At 74.9% G+C, this 17828-nt stretch carries 16 protein-coding genes and 1 pseudogene; 8 read left to right on the top strand and 9 right to left on the bottom strand.

Translation table 11 applies throughout. The features are described 5' to 3' along the window. Positions 1-55 precede the first annotated feature (55 nt). Both ACL02O_RS24205 and ACL02O_RS24200 read left to right on the top strand, forming a co-directional pair. Positions 56-1156: a sensor histidine kinase gene (locus ACL02O_RS24205; protein WP_412820437.1), complete on the top strand. Its 1101-nt coding sequence runs from the start codon at positions 56-58 to the stop codon at positions 1154-1156. Continuing rightward, the gene (locus tag ACL02O_RS24200; protein WP_412820436.1) at positions 1153-1821 is read left to right on the top strand and encodes a response regulator; all 669 of its coding nucleotides are present in this window, start codon (positions 1153-1155) and stop codon (positions 1819-1821) included. Before ACL02O_RS24205 ends, ACL02O_RS24200 begins: the two co-directional genes overlap by 4 nt. 9 nt (positions 1822-1830) lie before the next feature. On the opposite strand, the gene ACL02O_RS24195 is transcribed toward ACL02O_RS24200, so the two are convergent. From ACL02O_RS24195 to aceB, 6 genes are all read right to left on the bottom strand, one after another. Next, the gene (locus ACL02O_RS24195; RefSeq protein ID WP_412820435.1) at positions 1831-2040 is read right to left on the bottom strand and encodes a DUF6767 domain-containing protein; all 210 of its coding nucleotides are present in this window, start codon (positions 2038-2040) and stop codon (positions 1831-1833) included. A 101-nt stretch (positions 2041-2141) separates the two neighbouring features. Further along, positions 2142-4007, bottom strand: coding sequence for an L-lactate permease (locus ACL02O_RS24190; protein ID WP_412820434.1), 1866 nt, complete (start codon positions 4005-4007; stop codon positions 2142-2144). A 67-nt stretch (positions 4008-4074) separates the two neighbouring features. Beyond that, complete coding sequence (locus ACL02O_RS24185; RefSeq protein WP_412820433.1) at positions 4075-5496, bottom strand: (Fe-S)-binding protein; 1422 nt, start codon at positions 5494-5496, stop codon at positions 4075-4077. Continuing rightward, complete coding sequence (locus tag ACL02O_RS24180; protein ID WP_412820432.1) at positions 5496-6800, bottom strand: FAD-binding oxidoreductase; 1305 nt, start codon at positions 6798-6800, stop codon at positions 5496-5498. Before ACL02O_RS24180 ends, ACL02O_RS24185 begins: the two co-directional genes overlap by 1 nt. After that, positions 6800-8272, bottom strand: coding sequence for an FAD-linked oxidase C-terminal domain-containing protein (locus ACL02O_RS24175; protein ID WP_412820431.1), 1473 nt, complete (start codon positions 8270-8272; stop codon positions 6800-6802). The genes ACL02O_RS24180 and ACL02O_RS24175 overlap by 1 nt, the downstream gene beginning before the upstream one ends. Before the next feature lie 34 nt (positions 8273-8306). Continuing rightward, entirely contained in the window at positions 8307-9890 is a 1584-nt protein-coding gene (gene aceB, locus ACL02O_RS24170; protein WP_412820430.1) for a malate synthase A, read from the bottom strand. 212 nt (positions 9891-10102) lie between these two features. Between aceB and ACL02O_RS24165 the strand changes: the two genes are divergently transcribed. The 4 genes from ACL02O_RS24165 (at position 10103) to ACL02O_RS24150 (ending at position 13292) form a co-directional block, all read left to right on the top strand. Beyond that, the gene (locus ACL02O_RS24165; RefSeq protein ID WP_412820429.1) at positions 10103-10543 is read left to right on the top strand and encodes a GNAT family N-acetyltransferase; all 441 of its coding nucleotides are present in this window, start codon (positions 10103-10105) and stop codon (positions 10541-10543) included. 282 nt (positions 10544-10825) lie between these two features. After that, complete coding sequence (locus tag ACL02O_RS24160) at positions 10826-11311, top strand: hypothetical protein (protein WP_412820428.1); 486 nt, start codon at positions 10826-10828, stop codon at positions 11309-11311. 88 nt (positions 11312-11399) lie between these two features. Beyond that, entirely contained in the window at positions 11400-12050 is a 651-nt protein-coding gene (locus tag ACL02O_RS24155; protein ID WP_412820454.1) for a class F sortase, read from the top strand. Positions 12051-12176: 126 nt separating this feature from the next. Beyond that, positions 12177-13292 carry a magnesium and cobalt transport protein CorA gene (locus ACL02O_RS24150; protein ID WP_412820427.1) on the top strand — a complete coding sequence of 372 codons (1116 nt, stop codon included), beginning with the start codon at positions 12177-12179 and terminating at the stop codon, positions 13290-13292. Between the two features lie 5 nt (positions 13293-13297). Here ACL02O_RS24150 and ACL02O_RS24145 read toward each other — a convergent pair whose 3' ends face one another. After that, positions 13298-14296: a phosphotransferase family protein gene (locus ACL02O_RS24145; protein WP_412820426.1), complete on the bottom strand. Its 999-nt coding sequence runs from the start codon at positions 14294-14296 to the stop codon at positions 13298-13300. 140 nt (positions 14297-14436) lie between these two features. Here ACL02O_RS24145 and ACL02O_RS24140 point away from each other — a divergent pair, with 140 nt between their 5' ends. Further along, positions 14437-15210 (top strand): SGNH/GDSL hydrolase family protein, encoded by a 774-nt coding sequence (locus ACL02O_RS24140; RefSeq protein ID WP_412820453.1) that lies wholly within the window; start codon positions 14437-14439, stop codon positions 15208-15210. Positions 15211-15262: 52 nt separating this feature from the next. On the opposite strand, the gene ACL02O_RS24135 is transcribed toward ACL02O_RS24140, so the two are convergent. After that, positions 15263-16501: an MFS transporter gene (locus ACL02O_RS24135; RefSeq protein WP_412820425.1), complete on the bottom strand. Its 1239-nt coding sequence runs from the start codon at positions 16499-16501 to the stop codon at positions 15263-15265. A gap of 3 nt (positions 16502-16504) precedes the next feature. Continuing rightward, positions 16505-17122 (bottom strand): mycothiol-dependent nitroreductase Rv2466c family protein, encoded by a 618-nt coding sequence (locus tag ACL02O_RS24130; RefSeq protein WP_412820424.1) that lies wholly within the window; start codon positions 17120-17122, stop codon positions 16505-16507. A 420-nt stretch (positions 17123-17542) separates the two neighbouring features. Between ACL02O_RS24130 and ACL02O_RS24125 the strand changes: the two are divergent. Next, a pseudogene (locus ACL02O_RS24125) lies at positions 17543-17828 on the top strand (histone); the annotation flags it as partial.

Raw genomic sequence — 17828 nt, 5'->3', positions numbered from 1 at the left:
ATCTCCGTCTCGCGACCGATGAGGTCGGGCCGGGCCGCCACCTACCATCCGGACTGTGACCTGCCCGCCCCGCACCCGCGTCCTGCTGCTGATCGACGGCGGCCTCGCCGCGGCGCTCCTCGGCATCGCCCTGACCGTGGCACTCACCCCGGGGGCCGGCCCCGACACCGCCACCGGGACCGCCGCCGTGGTCGGTCTCGCCGCCGTGCAGGCCAGCTGTCTGCTGTGGATCCGCCGCCGACCGGGGTACGCCCTGGCGGTGGCCGCGCTCGCCGGGATCGGTCTGGAGGCGCTCGCCCCCCAGCTGGGCTGGCTCGGTTTCGTCGCCGCGCCGCTGGCGTACGTGGCGCGGCTACGTCCGCCCCGGCTCTCGTTGGTCGCGCTGGGGCTGCTGCTCGCGCCGACGCCGTGGAAGCTGGCCACCGGCGGCTGGCGGGACCTGCTGTTCGCGGTTACGGCATTGGGGTTCGGCTGGGCCGTCGGCGAGCTGCAACGCGGTCACGCCCACCGCCGGCGCGACCGGCAGCGGCAGGTGCTCTCCCGGGAGCGGGACCGGATCTCCCGCGAGCTGCACGACGTGGTGGCCCACCATGTCGCCGTCATCGCCGTGCAGGCGGCCGCCGCCGAGGACGTCTTCGACCAGCACCCGGAGCAGGCCCGCGCCGCGCTCGGGTCGATCAACGTGGCCGCCCGGGCCGCGCTCACCGAACTGCGGGCGATGCTGCACGCCCTGGCCACCGACGACGGTTCCGACCCGGACGGGCCGCAGCCCGGCCTCGCACAGCTGGACGCCCTGGTCGACGCGGTCCGGGCGGTCGGCCTCCCGGTGACGATGAGCCGGGACGGCGTCGCCGACGAGCTTCCCGGCGGGGTCCAGTTGTCGGCGTACCGGATCGTGCAGGAGTCGCTGACCAACGCGCTGCGGCACAGCCACGCCACCCGGGCCGAGGTCAGCCTGCGGTACGACGAGGGGATGCTGCGCCTGGAGGTGGTCAACGACGGCGCCGCGCCGCCCCGCCGGCCCGGCGGCGAGGGGCGCGGCATCGTGGGCATGCGGGAGCGGGCCCGGCTGCTGGGTGGCACGCTGGAAGCCGCTCCGCTGCCGGCCGGGGGCTTCCGGGTGCGGGCCCGGCTGCCGGTGGCGGTGGCCCGGTGACGGTCCGCGTGGTGATCGCCGACGACCAGGACCTGATCCGCACGGGCCTCGCGATGATCATCGACGCCCGGCCCGACCTGACCGTCGTCGGGGAGGCCGCCGACGGCCTCGATGCGGTGACGGTGGTGCAGCGGACCAGACCCGACGTGGTGCTGATGGACGTCCGGATGCCCCGGCAGGACGGCATCACCGCCACCCGGGAGTTGGTCGCCGCCGGCAACTCCGCGCGCGTCCTGATGCTCACCACCTTCGACCTGGACGAGCACGTCTACGCGGCGCTGCGCGCCGGCGCCAGCGCGTTCCTGCTCAAGGACACCCGTCCGGCGGACCTCGCCGAGGCGGTGCGGGTGGTGGCCCGCGGCGAGGCGCTGCTGGCGCCCACCGTGACCCGACGGCTGCTGGACCGGTTCGTCGACCAGCTTCCCGGCCCGGCGCCCGACGCCGGGAGGCTGGCCGCTCTCACGCCCCGCGAGGTTGAGGTGCTGACGCTCACCGCGCGGGCACTGTCCAACGCGGAGATCGCGGAGCGGCTGTACCTGAGCACCGCCACGGTGAAGACCCACGTCTCGGCGGTGCTCACCAAGCTCGGCCTGCGCGACCGGATCCAGGCGGTGGTCTTCGCGTACGACGTGGGCCTGGTCCGGCCCGAGCCGCCGGCCCGCTGATCCGCGGCCTCAGGCCGTGTCGGTGGTCGCCGGCCGGGGACCCCGCGCGGCCAGCCGGGTGCGGTGCACTCCCTCGCGCAGCTCGTCGTCGCCCATCACCAGCCACACCAGGGGACAGTCCTGCGGGCCGGTGACGTCGACCTGGCAGAGGGTGCACGGCTCACCGGGGCGGATCGGGCAGGCCGCGGCGGGACGGGTCGGACGGGGGCGGGTGCTCATGCTCCCACCGTGCCGCGCCGCCGGCGGTGGCGTTCAGGGCCATTGGTCCCCACCTGCGGCCCGTGCCCCGGGCGCCCCGCCGGGCGCCCGGGGCGGGCGGGTCAGGGCACCATCCAGGACAGCACCGAGCCCTGCAGCGCGACCAGCACGCACATGAACAGCAGCAGCACCAGGCTCCAGCCGAACACCTTGCGGAAGATCTCCCCTTCCCGGCCGGCCATGCCGACCGCGGCGGCGGCGATCGCCAGGTTCTGCGGGCTGATCATCTTGCCGAGCACGCCGCCGGAGGAGTTGGCGGCGGCCAGCAGCACCGGGTCGAGCCCGGCCCGGGCCGCGGTCTGCACCTGCAGCGCGCCGAAGAGCGCGTTGGCCGAGGTGTCGGAGCCGGTCACCGCGACGCCGATCCAGCCGAGGATGGCGGAGAGGAAGACGAACGCCCCGCCGGCCGCGGCGAGGAACGCGCCGAGGGTGTTGGTCTGCCCGGACTGGTTCATCACGTACGCCAGGGCGAGCACCGCCATCACGGTGACGATCGCGTAGCGCAGCTCGACGTAGGTGCGCCCGTACGCACGCAGCGCCCGGCCGGCGGAGAGCCGCAGCACCAGGGCGGTGAGCACGCCGGCCAGGATCATCAGCGTGCCGGCGGCGGGCAGCCAGTTCAGGGTGAACGTGGTCGACGAGAGCGGCTTGCCGTTGCCGCCGAGGATGTCCAGGCCGGGCCAGGCGAACTTGACCGTCCACGGCTCCTTGCCCAGCGCCGTCTTCACCGCGCCGAGGTTGGCGATCGAGAAGATCGCGATGATGATCAGGTACGGGGCGTACGCCCGGAACACCTCGGCGCGGGTGTCGGCGAGCCGGGGGCTGGCGGCGATCGGCCGCTGGTCGACGGGGCGGGGCTCGACGCCGTCCGCGGCGCGGTGCCGGCCGGCCGGGTCCGTCTCGCCGATCCGGGGGTCGCCCGGTGGGGTCTCGCCCCCGGAGCCGCCCAGCCCGGGCGCGGCGGTGGTCGTACCGGAGCGGGAGCCGGCGGCGGCGCGGACCGCGCCGCCCTCGGCCGGCTCGGCCTCGGCGGGCCCCCGAGCGGCCGGCACGGTGGCCGGCTCACGACCCAGATCGGCGGGGGTCTGCGGGTGCCACACCCGGACCAGCAGCACCACGGCGGCGGCCGACACCAGCGCGGCGACGATGTCCGTCAGCGGCACCGAGATGAAGTTGGCCGCGACGAACTGCGCCAGGCCGAAGCTCACCCCGGCGACCAGCGCGGCCGGCCAGGTCTGCCGGATGCCGCGCCGCCCGTCGACCAGCGCGACCAGCATCAGCGGTACGATCACCGCGAGGATCGGGGTCTGCCGGCCGACCATCGCGCCGAGGGTGTCCACGGTCAGCCGGGCGTCGACGTTGGCGCCGCTGGTGACGCTGGCCAGGGTGACGATCGGGGTGGCGAGGGCGCCGAAGGCAACCGGCGCGGTGTTGGCCAGCAGCGCCACCGAAGCCGCGTGGATCGGGCGGAAACCCAGCGCCATCAGCATCACCACGGTGATCGCGACCGGGGTGCCGAAACCGGCGAGGGCCTCCAGCAGCGCGCCGAAGCAGAACGCGATGATGATCGCCTGGATCCGCATGTCCGGGCTGACCCGCTCGAAGGAGCGGCGCAACACGTCGAAGTGTCCGCTCTCGACGGTCAGGTTGTAGACCCAGATCGCGTTGATGACGATCCACAGGATCGGGAAGAAGCCGAAGGCGCCGCCCTCGGTGGCGGACAGGACCGCCTGCCCGACCGGCATGGCGTAGACGGCGACCGCCACAACCAGGGCGACGGCGAGGGAGATCAGCCCGGCCAGCCAGGCTTTCACCTTCAGCACGCCGAGCAGGACGAAGAGGGTGAGCAGGGGAAGGACCGCGAAGATCGCCGAGAGCGCGACGGAGTCGCCGACCGGATCGGTGACGACGGTGAACTGATCGAACATGGATCACCTCAACGCTTCTGGGACGGGTGGTGAGCGTTAAGCGGGGGCCCTTCCTCCAGCGGAGGCGTCAGGAAGGTGCCCTTCCGGTCAGCAACTCCTCGACGCCCTGTCCACGGATCGACGCGTCGAGGACCTGGGCGGTGTGGGCCAGCGCGAGGTTGCCGCCGGCGCGGGTCACCGAGGCGGCGACCTGCATGAGGCAACCGGGGTTGGCGGTGACGAGCAACCGCACCCCGGTGGCCAGTACGGTGCGGGCCTTGCGGTCGCCGAGTTCGGCGGCCGGCCCGGGGTGGAGCAGGTTCCAGATGCCCGCCGAGCCGCAGCACAGCTCCGGATCGGCGATCTCCCGCACCTCCAGCCCCGGAATGCCGCGCAGCAGCCGGCGGGGCTGCTCGCGGACACCCTGGGCGTGGCCGAGGTGGCAGGCGTCGTGGTAGGCGACGGTCACCGGCAGCGGGTGCCGGGGCGCGACCGGGCCCAGTTCGTCGAGGAGCTCCGACAGGTCGCGCACCCGGCCGGCGAAGTCGGCGGCCGGCCCGGCGTAGCGGGGGTCGTCGCGGAGCAGGTCGGCGTACTCCTTGAGGGTGGAGCCGCACCCGGCGGCGTTGACCACGAAGAAGTCGACGCCCGCCGCGGCGAAGGTGTCAAGCAGCCGCCGGGCGAAGCGGCGGGCCTCCTCGTCGCGTCCGTTGTGCACGCTCAGCGCCCCGCAGCAGCCCTGCCGGTCGGGCAGGATCAGCACGTCGCAGCCCTCGGCGGCGAGCACCCGGGCGGTGGCGGCGTTGACCTCGGGGAAGAACGCGCCCTGCACGCAACCGGTGAGCATGCCGACCACGGCCCGCCGGGGACCTTCGGCCGGCAGCCGGGCGGGCAGCCGGGGCGGCCGGCGCAGCGGCGGGGCGAGGGACTCCACCGCCGCCAGGGTGGGGGCGAGCCGGTCCAGCAGCCCGCTACGGCGCAGCAGCCGGCCCAGCCCGCTGGCCTGGTACGCCCGCAGCGGCCCGCGCAACAGCCGCAGCCGCCTCGGGTACGGGAAGAACGCGAAGATGGCCGCCCGCAGCGCCCGTTCCCGGGGACCCCGGGTGTGCCGGCGTTCCACCTGCTGCCGGGTGTCCTCGATGAGCCGGTCGTAGCGCACGCCGGAGGGGCAGGCCGTGACGCAGGACATGCAGCCGAGGCAGCGGTCGAAGTGGGTGGCCATCGAGTCGGTCAGCGGCTCGCCCTCCAGGCCCTGCTTCATCAGGTAGATCCGGCCGCGGGGCGAGTCCATCTCCTCGCCCCAGAGCACGTAGGTGGGGCAGGTGGGTAGGCAGAAGCCGCAGTGCACGCAGTCGGCGATCAGGTCGGCGGCGGGCGGGTGGTGGGCGTCGAAGGCGGGCTCGCCGGGGGTTCGGGCGGCCGCCGCGAGCGCGTCGAACGGCCCGCTGGCCGGCCGGGTGCCGCCGGGCGAGGTGACCGGGGTGCGCCCGGGCTGCTGGGGGACGGTCATCAGATCCCTCCCACGAACCGGCCGGGCGCCAGCCGGGCGTCCGGGTCGAACCGCTGCTTGATCCGGCGCATCAGCGCCAGGCCGTCGACCGGGCCCCACAGGTCGACCCGGTCGCGCACCGCGGCGGGCGCGGTGAGGACCACGGTGTGCCCGCCGGCGGTGGCGGTCGCCGCGCGCACCGCGTCGACCAGGGCGGCGACCCGCTCCGGGTCGGCGCTGGCGGGCAGGCCGGCGTAGAGGACGCCGACGCCGGCCGAGCCGCGCAGCGCCAGCGGCAGGCCGTGCCGGTCGGCCGCCGCGCGGGCGCCGGCCAGCAGTCCGGGTACGCCGGAGAGCGCGCCGGTCAGCTTCAGCCCGGTGCCCCCGTCCCGCCAGGGCAGCCGGCCCCAGCCGTCGGGTGCCCGGTCGGTGACGGCGGCATCGGCGCCGAGCAGCCGGCGGGCGGCGTCGGTCCGGGCGGCCACCCCGGCCGGGGTGCCCTCCAGCAGCACGGTGACCGTGGCCGGGCCGTCGGGCGCAGCGGCCACCTCCAGGGCGGCCGGCACGAGCTGCGCGGCGCGGACGGTGGCGGCCAGCCGGGCGGCCCCGGCCGCGTCGTCGGCGCTGCGGGAGACGTACGCGACGGCCGCCGGGAGCGGGTGCAGCCGGAACGCCGCCTCGGCGACCAGGCCGAGCGTGCCGTACGCCCCGGCGACGAGCTTGGCCAGGTCGTAGCCGGCGACGTTCTTGACCACCTTGCCGCCGGCGTGCGCGACCACCCCGTCGGCGCGCACCAGGGTCACGCCGATGAGCAGGTCGCGCGGGGTGCCGTAGAGCAGCCGGCGGGGGCCGGCGGTGTTGGTGGCGACGGCCCCGCCGACGGTGCCGCCGGGCAGCGGCGCGTCGAGGGCGAGCTGCTGGCCGGCGCCGGCCAGGGTGGCGGCGAGGGCGTCCAGGCGGGTGCCCGCGCGGACCACGGTGATCAGGTCACCGGCGGCGTGTTCGACCACGCCGGTCAGGCCGGTGGTGTCGAGGATCAGGTCGAGGCGACGGGGCGGGCTGCCCCACTCCTGTTTCGTGCCGCCGCCGCAGACGGTGACGGCGAGGTCGAGTTCGGCGGCGGCCCGCAGCACGGCCGCGGCCTGGGCGGTGTCGCGCGGGGCGGCGACGTACCGGGCCGGGACGCCGGCGACGGCATCCCCCTCCCCCGCCGCCCGGACCGGCTCGGCGTCGTCGTCGCGGTCACCGCGGGCGGGGCCGGCGGGGACGGGTTCGGCGGCGTGGCACGCGGCGCGGAGGCGGTCGAGGGTGCGGTCGGCGGGCATCAGAACACCTCCGCCAGGCCGGTCTGCTGCGCCGGGTGGACCCCTTTGCGCCGGCCGGGGATCTCCCCGCAGAGCCGGGGGGTCGGAAAGACCTTGCCGGGGTTGGCCAGCCCGGCCGGGTCGAAGGCGCAGCGCAGCAGGTGCATCGTGTCCAGGTCGTCGTCGGTGAACATGCGCGGCAGGTACTTGGCCTTGTCGAAGCCGACGCCGTGCTCGCCGGTGATCGAGCCGCCGTGGCGTACGCAGAGGTCGAGGATCGCGCCGGAGACCTCCTCGGCGCGTTCGGCCTGCCCCTCGGCGGCGGCGTCGAAGAGCACGAGGGGGTGCAGGTTGCCGTCGCCGGCGTGGAAGACGTTGGCCACCCGGATGCCGCGTTCGGCCGACAGGTCACCGATGCGGCGCAGCACCTCGGGCAGGGCAGTGCGCGGGATCACCCCGTCCTGGACGATGTAGTCGGGGCTGATCCGGCCGACGGCGGCGAACGCGGACTTGCGGCCCTTCCAGAACAGCGCCCGTTCGGCGTCGTCGGCGGCGATCCGGATCTCGAACGCCCGGTTGTCCCGGCAGAGCGCCTCCACCTGGGCGAACTGGGCGTCGACCTCGGGTGCCGGGCCGTCCAGCTCCACGATGAGCACCGCCCCGGCGCCGGCCGGGTAGCCGCAGTGCACGGCCGCCTCGGCGGCGGAGATGGCCAGCGCGTCCATCATCTCCACGGCGGCGGGCACCACCCCGGCCGCGATGATCGCCGAGGTGGCCGCGCCGGCCTGGTCGACGGTGTCGAACGCGGCCAGCAGGGTGCGCACCGACTCCGGCAGCCGGGTGAGCCGGACGGTCACCTCGGTGGCGATGCCGAGGGTGCCCTCGGAGCCGATGAACGCGCCGAGCAGGTCGTAGCCGGGCGCGTCCGGGGCGCGGCCGCCGAGGCGCACCCGCTCGCCGTCGGGGGTGATGACCTCCAGCCCGGTGACGTGGTGGGTGGTGAAGCCGTACTTCAGGCAGTGCGCGCCGCCGGAGTTCTCCGCGACGTTGCCGCCGATGGAGCAGATCTGCTGGCTGGACGGGTCGGGCGCGTAGTAGTAGCCGTGCGGGTCGGCGGCCCGGCTGACCGCCAGGTTGATCACGCCGGGCTGCACCACGGCCCGCTCGTCGTCGGGCGCGACCTCGACGATCTCGCGCATCCGGGAGGTGACGACCAGGACGCCGTCGGCGTGCGGCAACGCCCCGCCGGAGAGGCCGGTGCCGGAGCCGCGGGCGACGAACGGCGCGCCGGCGGCCACGCAGGCACGGACCACCGCGGCGCACTGCGCGGCGTCGTCGGGCAGCGCCACCAGGGCGGGAACCACCTTGTACTGGGCCAGCCCGTCGCACTCGTAGGTGCGCAGCTGCTGCCGGTCACTGATCACCCGCTCGGCGCCGATCGCGGCCCGCAGGGCGGCGGCGAGAGCCTCGATGTCCGTCGTGGTCGTGCTCATCGCCCCCACCTCCGCGTCGCGTCGTCCCGTCGCCTCAGGGCATTCGTTCGTACGCCGGAACGGTGAGGAACTCGGCGAAGTCGTCGGCGACGGCGACCTCCATGAACAGCGTCCGGGCCTCGGCGTAGTCGCCCGGGTCGCCGGGTAGCTTGCCGATCTCCTCGTCGGCGATGCGTTCGACGAGCTCGCGGGTGACCCTTTCGCCGGTGTCGTCGAGGGTCACCCCGTTGTGCAGCCACTGCCATACCTGGCTGCGGGAGATCTCCGCGGTGGCGGCGTCCTCCATCAGGTTGAAGATGGCCACCGCACCGGAGCCGCGCAGCCAGGCGGCCAGGTACTGCACGCCCACGCTGACCGCGTTGCGCAGCCCCGTCTCGGTGTGCCCGCCGGGGGTGGACCGGACGTCGAGCAGCTCCGCGGCGGTCACCCGGACCTCGTCGCGGGTGCGGTCGAGCTGGTTCGGCCGGTCGCCGAGGACCCGATCGAAGACCTCGCGGCAGACCGGCACCAGGTCCGGGTGGGCGACCCAGGAACCGTCGAAGCCGTCGCCGGCCTCGCGGGTCTTGTCGTCCCGGACCTTGGCCAGCGCGGTCTCGTTGACCTGCGGGTCCCGCCGGCTGGGGATGAAGGCGGCCATCCCGCCGATGGCGTGTGCGCCGCGCCGGTGGCAGGTCCGCACCAGCAGCTCGGTGTACGCGCGCATGAACGGCACGGTCATGGTGACCGCGTTCCGGTCGGGCAGCAGGAAGTCCGCTCCCCGGGTCCGGAACTTCTTGATCACGCTGAACATGTAGTCCCACCGGCCGGCGTTCAGCCCGGCGGAGTGTTCGCGCAGCTCGTAGAGGATCTCGTCCATCTCGAACGCGGCCGGGAAGGTCTCGATCAGCACGGTGGCCCGGATCGTGCCGCGGGGGATCCCGAGCCGGTCCTGGGCGTGGACGAACACGTCGTTCCACAGTCGCGCCTCGAGGTGGCTCTCCATCTTCGGCAGGTAGAAGTAGGGCCCGGCGCCCCGGTCGAGCTGGCGGCGGGCGCAGTGGAAGATGTAGAGCCCGAAGTCGACCAGGCTGCCGGAGGTGCGTTCCCCGTCGACCAGGATGTGCTTCTCGGTGAGGTGCCAGCCGCGCGGGCGGACCACGATGGTGGCCAGGTCGCCGTCGTGCAGGGCGTACCGCTTGCCCTCGGGTGAGGTGAACTCCAGCTTGCCGTCGATCGCGTCGCGCAGGTTGAGCTGGCCGGAGACCACGTTGTCCCAGAGCGGCGTGTTGGCGTCCTCCAGGTCGGCCAGCCAGACCTTGGCCCCGGAGTTCAACGCGTTGATGGTCATCTTCGCGTCGGTCGGGCCGGTGATCTCCACCCGACGGTCGACCAGGCCGGGGGCCGGCGCGGCGACCCGCCACCCGGACTCGCGGACCTCGCGGGTCTCGGGCAGGAAGTCCAGGGTGCCGCCGTCGGCCAGCTCGGCGTCGCGTCGGCGCCGGCGATCCAGCAGGTCCCGGCGGCGCGCGTCGAACGTGCGGTGCAGGTCGGCGAGGAAGGCCAGCGCCTCGGCGGTGAGGATCTCGTCGTACCCGGGTCGGTGGGCGCCGGTGACCTCGACGCCGTCAGGTTTGGTCATCGGCTCGCTCCTCACCATGACATGTGCCGCGATCTATCCGGCGGTACTCCTGCCGACTGTAGTTCTCGCTGCTCACAGCCGCGAGCTGAGTGACGGCGCAGTCGCCGGGAGTGGTCGGTCGGCTGCGGCGAACGGTCCCTTCCGGACGCCGAACGGCAGGCGCGAAGCGCAGCGGCGTTGACGTGGCAGGCCGGATCGGCTTCGCTGCCATCGTGTCCGACCTTCACGTCACCCCCGTGCAGAGCCCGGCCGAGGCCGAGGACTGGCGCCGCGTCCACAATCAGGTCATCCCGGCCGACCCGCTGAGCCCCGACGAGGTGCGGGACCGGCTGTCCCGTAACCGGTTGGAGGTCGCGTACCTGGACGGCGTGGCCGTGGGGTGTACGACCGTGCGCCCACCGACGCCTACGGACGCGACCGCGACGGTGATCGTCCGGGTGCTGCCGCCCTGGCGACGGCGGGGCTTCGGCGGGCAGCTCTACGCCCGCTCGCTGGCACAGGCCCGGGCGCTGGGGGCGGACCGGATCGAGACGATCGTCTGGGAGTCGAACGTGGACGGGACACGCTTCGCGTACGCGCAGGGCTTCGCCGAGGTGTCGCGATACCTGCCGGAGGGCGAGGACGTCGCCTACGTGACGATGCGGCTCAGCTGAGGTCGCCGGGGCGGAAACTGGACAGAACCCGCCGCCGAGCCGGCCGACGGGACGTTCCGCGCGAGCGGGCACGAGCTCCCGGGGCGGGATGACCGCACTGGTCGGGCATGTCCACCACGCCGAGCCCCGACCGGGAACGCGGGACGGCAACGAAGATTTCTCAATTACGCCGAGTCATCACCGCAACCCTCCTAGTGTTGGCCACACCGGTGCTTGTCACGGAGTTGGCCACCCGAACGACGTCCCACGCAGACAGCGGACGAAAAGTGAGGGAAGACGCGGATGAAGGCACAGTCAGTACTCGGATCGGCGGCGGTCGGCGTGGGCCTCGGCGCACTGCTGCTTCCGGCCGCCGCGCTCGCGGACACCACCGTCTCACCAGCAACCACCCCGGTCGGCGGGACCGTCGTGCTCACCACGACCTGCAACCCGAAGTCCGGCGACGCGATCTTCCGCGTCACCGGACCCGATCGGGACGAGAACGTCCGGTCCACCACCGCTGCGGCCGGCGGCGGGCTCAGCGCCGAACTCTTCACCGCCGGGTTCACCCTCGGCACGTACACCGTGACCGCCACCTGCGGCGACGGCAGCAACGGCGGCTCGGCCAGCTTCACCGTCACCCCGATCGGCGGCGCCCAGGCCGGCGCCGGCGGCACGGACGGGGACACCGGCGTGCTGCTCGCCGGCGGCGCGCTGGCCGCCGCGGCGCTCGCCGGCGGCACGTACGTGATGGTGCGCCGCCGTAGGCGTGGCACGGTCGTCGCCTGAACCACCGCCACACCATCCCTTGGCGGAGGATGCCCGCGCCGGCGCAGCCGGCGCGGGCACCGCGCCCACGTCGGACGGAGGTGGGAAGCTGTCGCCGCCGCACAGCCCCGCACGCGGGCCGACGCGGGCCCGCACCTTCGCGGTCGTCGCCGCCGTCATCCTGGCCGGTGCGACCGGGGCCGGCCTGCTCTCCGCAGGTCTCGGCACCAACTCGACGCGACCGCCGCAGCCGGGCGCGTCGGTCGCGCCCACCGCGGAACGCACCGGCTCGCCCGGCCCGCTGCTCCCCCGCTCCGAGCCGGTCCGGATCACGATCCCCCGCATCGGCGTCGACGCCGACATCGTCCCGGTGGCCACCGACGACAACGGCGCCCTGGAGGTGCCACCGCTGGACCATCCGGAGATCGCCGGCTGGTACCGGCCCGGCCCCACCCCGGGCGAGGCGGGCAACGCCGTCGTGGTCGGCCATGTCGACTCGCAGCGCGGGCCGGCAGTCTTCTTCGAGCTGGGCCGGCTCCGTCCCGGTGACACCGTGCGGATCACCCGCGACGACGGCCGCGTCGCACGGTTCACCGTGGACGGTGTCGAGGCGTACCCGAAGGAACACTTTCCCACCGAGCGGGTGTACGGCGGCGACGGCGACGCCCGGCTGCGCCTGATCACCTGCGGCGGCCGGTTCAACCCGCACACCGGCAGCTACCCGGACAACATCGTGGTCTTCGCCACCGCCACCCGCTGACGCCGGCCCGACACCACCACCGGGCGTCCACCCCGTACGGTAGGCCGTCGGTGTCCGGCGGACGGCGGCTCCAGGTCGGGGCGCGGCACCAGACGCGCCGACCGGAGTTGCCGAAGGAGGTGCACGGTGGACCGGTCGACGATACGCAGCACCGGGAGTCGACGCCGGCTGCCCACCGTCCTCGCCCGGCTGCTCCGGCGCCCCGGCGACGCGGCGACGGTGCCCGCCCCCCGCCGGGCCAACCCGGACGCCGTGGTGGACTGCGCGGTATACCTGGCGGGCCGGCGGGAGCCGGGCCGGCCGCACTACGCGGACGCGTACGCGCGGGCCCGGCGCCACCGGCGGGCGTTCGTCTGGTTGGGCCTGCACGAGCCGGGCGCGGCGGTGATGGCGGCGGTCGGGCGCACCTTCGGGCTGGACGAGTTGAGCGTCGCGCAGGCCCTCGCCGACGGGCACCGCCCGACGGTGCAGCGCCACCGCGAGGTGACCCTGCTGGTGCTGCGCACGGCGAGCTACGTCGAGCACGACGAGCTGACCGCCACCTCCGAGGTGATCGACACCGGCGACGTGATGGTCTTTGTCGGCGACCGGTTCGTCATCACCGTCCGGCACGGCGCGGCCGGCGCGCTCGCCCCGGCCCGGGCGGACATCCAGGGCCGCCCGGGGGTGCTGGCCGAAGGGCCGTGGGCCGTCGGGTACGCGGTCTGCGCCCGGATGGTCGATCTCTATCTGGAGGTCGCCGGGCACCTGGAGAAGGACCTGGAGCGGGTCGAGGAAAGCGTCTTCGCCCGCGACCGCAGCGCCGACATCCAGCACATCTACCAGCTCAAACGGGAGGTGGTGGAGTTCAAGCGGGCGGTGCTGCCGTTGCAGGCGCCGCTGCGCGCGCTGCTGGACCGGCGCGGCGACGGCCCGCCGCCGGCGCTGCTCCGCTGGTTCGTCGACGTGGAGGGTCGGCTCACCCGGGCGGTGGACCGGATCGGCTCCTACGACGACCTGCTCAACTCGATCCTCCAGTCCCGGCTGGCGCAACTCGCCGTCGACCAGAACAACGACATGCGGAAGATCGCGGCGTGGGCGGCGATCGCCGCCGTGCCGACCGCGGTGGCCGGCATCTACGGAATGAACTTCAGCCACCTGCCCGGACTGGGCTGGCGGTACGGCTACGCCGCCGCGTTGCTGGTGATGGCGGCGGCCGCGCTCACCCTGCACCGGCTGTTCCGTCGTTCGGGCTGGCTGTAGCCGCCTCAGGGCTTGTCGAGGTCGGCCAACTCCTGGTCGAGCAGTTCCGCGAGGCGGGCCACCCGCCACGGGTCGGACTCCGCGGTGATGCCGCGGCTGGGCATCTCCACCGTCATGAGCAGGTAGAGGTACAGCCGGTACAGGCCGAGCCGGCGACGCACCGCGGCGTCCAGGGGGAACGGCGCGATGGTCCGGTACGCCCGGACGAGCGGCTCGTCCGGCTCGTCCTCGGTACGCCGGAACAGCAGCGGCGAGACCAGGTCCATCAGCGGGTCGCCCCAGAGGTGACGCTCGCCGTCGACCAGGCCGGCGAGCCGCGGCGTGCCGTCCGGGCCGTCGACGGCGAGCACGTTGCCCGCCCAGCCGTCGAAGTGCAGCAGGGCCGGGCGGCGTACCGCGTCGAGCACGGTGGCGTGCCGCTCCACCAGTTCGCGGATCCGGGCCGCGGGCACCGGCAGCGGCACCCGCCAGTCCGCCGCGTCGGCGAGCAGGTCGTCCAACATGGCCGGGTACGCCGCCCGCCACGTGGTGCCGCCGGCGCGGCCGCAGTCGTAGCCGTACCGGTCGCCGGTGACGCCGTGCAGCGCGGCCAGGGCGACCCCGAACTGGATCCGGACCTCGTCGGTGTCGGCGCCGGCCTGGGTCAGCTCCCACAGGGTGCGGCCGGGCAGCAGGCCGGTGAGCAGCCAGTCGCCCAGCTCTGGGTCGCTGCCGTGGTGCAGCAACGGCGGAACGGGCACGCTGGGGACCCGCGCGGCGACCATCCGCAGGTAGCGCGCCTCGGCTCCGATCATGTCGTGCTCGTAGCGCAGCAGCGGCACCTGCGGCGGCGGGCCCACCTTGAGCACCACGGACCGCCCGTCGTCCAGGGTCACCCACCAGACCGCGGCGAAGCCACCGCCGGTCAGCGGCCCGCACCCGGTCACCCGGGGCCCGGGGCCGAGCGACGCGGCGAGATAGCGGCGGACCTGGTCCGGATCGAGGTGGCGTCGGGTCGGGCTCATCCGGCACGCCCCGTCACGCCGGTGAGTGTCCCCGTGGTCAGGTCCATCTACCCTGCCAGGCTAACGGCCGGCGCGGTGGCGCGGTTACCCGCCGCCGGCTGCGGACCACCGCCGGCACCGTCCGTAAGCTGGCGGTCGTGATGTGGCAGCGGTACGTGGCCATCGGCGACAGCACCACCGAGGGGCTGGACGATCCGGACGGTGCGGGCGGCTACCGGGGCTGGGCGGACCGGTTCGCCCACGCGGTGGCCCGCGCCCAGGGCGGCCTGGAGTACGCCAACCTCGCGATCCGGGGCCGGACCACCGGCCGGATCCGGTCGGAGCAGCTGCCCGTGGCACTCGACCTGGCCCCGGACCTGGCCACCGTGGTGGCCGGGATGAACGACGTGCTCCGGCCGTCGTTCGACGCCGACCGGGTGGCCGAGGATCTGGGCGCGATGCAGCGGGCGCTGGTCGACCAGGGCGCGACGGTGCTCACCTTCACCCTGCCCGACCCGGTGCCGGTGATGCCGATCGCCCGTCCGCTGCGCGGCCGGGTGCTGACGCTCAACGCCGCCGTCCGGGCGGTCACCGCCGAGACCGGAGCCACCCTGCTCGACCTCGGCGCGCACCCGGTCGCCTCGGATCCTCGGCTGTGGAGTGACGACCGGCTGCACGCCAACACGGCCGGGCACGTACGGATCGCCGCCGCGCTCGCGCACACCGCCGGCCTGTCCGGCTACGACGACGCGTGGTCGCGGCCGCTGCCCATGGCCGTCCGACGGCCCCGTCACGTGGTGGTCCGGGCCGAGCTGGCCTGGACCCGGCGGCACCTGCTGCCCTGGCTGGGGCGGCATCTGCGCGGGCGGTCCTCCGGCGACGACCGGGTGGCGAAACGGCCGGTGCCGCTGCCGGTCGACCTGCCGCCGGAGTAGGGGCTGCCGGGGCCGGGCGGACCACCGCTCCGCCGGCCGGCCCGGCCGCGGTTCAGCTTCCCGGCGCCGGCAGAGCCGGCACCGCCACCGACCGCCGCGCCCGCCCCCGCACGAGCAGCCCGGCGCCGGCCGCCGCACCCGCGTAGAGCACCGCGAAGGCCAACCAGCCCACCCCGCCTCCGTCGACGATCAGCCAGGTCAGCAGCACCGGGCCGAGCATCCGGGCCACCGGCACGCCGCTGCCGAAGAAGCCCTGGTACAGCCCGTGCCGGTCGACCGGGGCCAGGTCGAAGCTGAGCTGCCACGCCCCGGCGCCGTGCGCCATCTCCGCGTAGACCTGGGCGCCGGCGCCGAGCAGCAGGATCCCCGCGGCCAGCCAGGGCACGGCGGAGGCGGCGGACAGGGCGAACAGCCCGCTGGCGACGGCCATGGCGGCTCCGGCGCGCCGCAGCGACCGCACCGCGGTGGGCGGATCCACCACCCGACGGGCCATCCGCACCTGGGCCAGCATCACCGCCACGGTGTTCACCACCAGCAACGCGGCGGCCAGCCAGGACGGGGCCGCCGTGCGCCGCGCCACCCAGAGCGGCAGCACCAGGCTGAGCAGCGGCAGGTACAGCATCATCACCGCGTTCAGCGCGGTCAGCAGGGCGTACCGCCGGTCGCGGAACACCGCCCGGCGGCCGCCGCCGGACCCGGGCCGGGCAGCCGGTCCGCGCCGGGCCGGGAGCCGCCGCAGCAGGACGGCCGCGCCGAGGAAGGCAGCGGCGTCCAGCACCAGCACCGTCCGGTACGCCCCGGCGGTGTGCGCCCACAACGCCAGGCCACCGATGGCCGCGCCCAGGCCGAGCCCGGCGTTGACCACCGACTGGAGCCGGGCCCGCACCCCGGTCCGCCGTTCCGGCTCGACCAGCCGGGCCAGCAGCGCCTGGCGGACCGCCGCCAGGGCGGTCTGGCAGCCGGCGTAGACGCAGGCCACCAGCGCGAACCCGGCCGGCTGTCGGACCAGCAGGAACCCGGCGACGGCGAGCCCGGTGGCGGCGGCCAGCAGCACCGCCACCGTCCGGGCGTCCCTGCCGTCGGCCGCGTGGCCCGCCGGCACGCCGGCGAGCAGGCCGGCCGCCCAGCCGACGGAGAGCCCGAACCCGACCTGTCCGGGGGTCAACCCGACCACCTGGGTGAAGTAGAGCGCGGAGGTGACGAGGAACGCGCCGTCACCGACGGAGTTGGCCAGCTGGGCCAGGGCGAGGGTGCGGGCCGGTCCGGGCGCGGGCAGCAGGCGACCGGGCACGGCTCAGTGCTCGATCGGCCGGCGGGTACGCGCCCGCTTCAGCTCGAAGAAGCCGTCGGTGCCGGACACCAGCAGCACGCCGTCCCAGAGTCGGCCGGCGGCCTCGCCCCGCGGGTGCGGTGCCACCACCGGCCCGAAGAACGCGTTCACCCGGCCGTCGGCGTCGGTGACGTGGATGGTCGGCGTGCCGAGGTCCTCGCCGACCGGTTCCAGGCCGGCGTGGTGGCTGGCGAGCAGGGCCTCGTCGTGGTCCGTGGAGTCAGCCGCGTCGGCCAGCTCCACGGGCAGGCCGAGTTCGGTCAGCGCCGCGACGTACAGCTCCCGGCCGATCGGCGCCCGCCCGTGGTGGATCCGGTCGCCCAGCGCGGTGTAGAGGTCGCGCAGCACCTCGGCGCCGTACTTCTGCTCGGCGGCCACGCAGACCCGGACCGGACCCATGCCGGGCTTCAACCACTCCCGGTACCACTCCTCCAGCCCTTCACGCCCCTCGTTGAGCACGGCCAGGCTCATCACGTGGAAGCGGGCCCGCACGTCGCGTACCCGCTCCACCTCCAGCAGCCACCGGGAGGCGTTCCAGGCCCACGGGCAGCGCGGGTCGAACCACATGTCGGCGGTCGTCATCGTTCTCGGTCCCTTCGCGGAAGCGGTTGCGCCACCGACGCTAGGGCCCCGATCGGCCCATCTGGAGGGCCGATTCGCACGCCGATCACTGGGCCAATTACTCGTCACCCCGATCGCGGCAGCGTGGCGCGTTCCGTCTCCACGACGGTCGGGGACGTGCCGGTCACCCCGGTCAGCGCGGTCCGCGGCACCGCGCGGGCGCGGTCCACCCCGGGCGGACGCCGCGGCTGCCACGGCGAGGCGGTGCTCGATGTCGGTGTCCACGCCGTCTTTGCACCATCGGGCGGCAACCCGCCCACCCGGCGTGTTTGAGCACCGACCCGGCGGGAAGACACGCGCGCCGCGCGGGCCGAATCGGCCCGGCATCGCCGGACCACGCCCACCACCGGTCCGGTCGCGGCGGGACCGCGAGGAGGAGCGATGGCCCAGGCGGCCACCAGACCGAGAAGCGCCCGAAAGGCCACCGGGGCGCGCAAGGCCCCGATGCCGAACAAGGCCGCGGCGAAGAAGGTCGCGACCGCCACCAGGCGGGCGACCGGGGCGACCGCGGCCAAGACCCCGGGCGGGAAGCCCACTGCTACGACCGCCCGGGTGGCGAGGAAGAAGGCGACCGCGGCCACCACCGCCACGCCCGCCCGTCGCCCGACCGGCAAGGCGGTCGCCGCGAAGAAGACGACCACCGCGAACAAGGCCACCGCCGCGAAGA

The organism is Micromonospora mangrovicola (assembly GCF_047200535.1).
Taxonomy (GTDB): Bacteria; Actinomycetota; Actinomycetes; order Mycobacteriales; family Micromonosporaceae; genus Micromonospora.
This window is presented reverse-complemented; position numbering and strand designations above follow the sequence as displayed.

Coding starts and splice junctions, on each gene's coding strand:
- ACL02O_RS24195 (WP_412820435.1), bottom strand. CDS start 2,040: ATGAGCACCCGCCCCCGTCCGACCCGTCCCGCCGCGGCCTGCCCGATC.
- ACL02O_RS24190 (WP_412820434.1), bottom strand. CDS start 4,007: ATGTTCGATCAGTTCACCGTCGTCACCGATCCGGTCGGCGACTCCGTC.
- ACL02O_RS24185 (WP_412820433.1), bottom strand. CDS start 5,496: ATGACCGTCCCCCAGCAGCCCGGGCGCACCCCGGTCACCTCGCCCGGC.
- ACL02O_RS24180 (WP_412820432.1), bottom strand. CDS start 6,800: ATGCCCGCCGACCGCACCCTCGACCGCCTCCGCGCCGCGTGCCACGCC.
- ACL02O_RS24175 (WP_412820431.1), bottom strand. CDS start 8,272: ATGAGCACGACCACGACGGACATCGAGGCTCTCGCCGCCGCCCTGCGG.
- aceB (WP_412820430.1), bottom strand. CDS start 9,890: ATGACCAAACCTGACGGCGTCGAGGTCACCGGCGCCCACCGACCCGGG.
- ACL02O_RS24160 (WP_412820428.1), top strand. CDS start 10,826: ATGAAGGCACAGTCAGTACTCGGATCGGCGGCGGTCGGCGTGGGCCTC.
- ACL02O_RS24145 (WP_412820426.1), bottom strand. CDS start 14,296: ATGAGCCCGACCCGACGCCACCTCGATCCGGACCAGGTCCGCCGCTAT.
- ACL02O_RS24140 (WP_412820453.1), top strand. CDS start 14,437: ATGTGGCAGCGGTACGTGGCCATCGGCGACAGCACCACCGAGGGGCTG.
- ACL02O_RS24130 (WP_412820424.1), bottom strand. CDS start 17,122: ATGACGACCGCCGACATGTGGTTCGACCCGCGCTGCCCGTGGGCCTGG.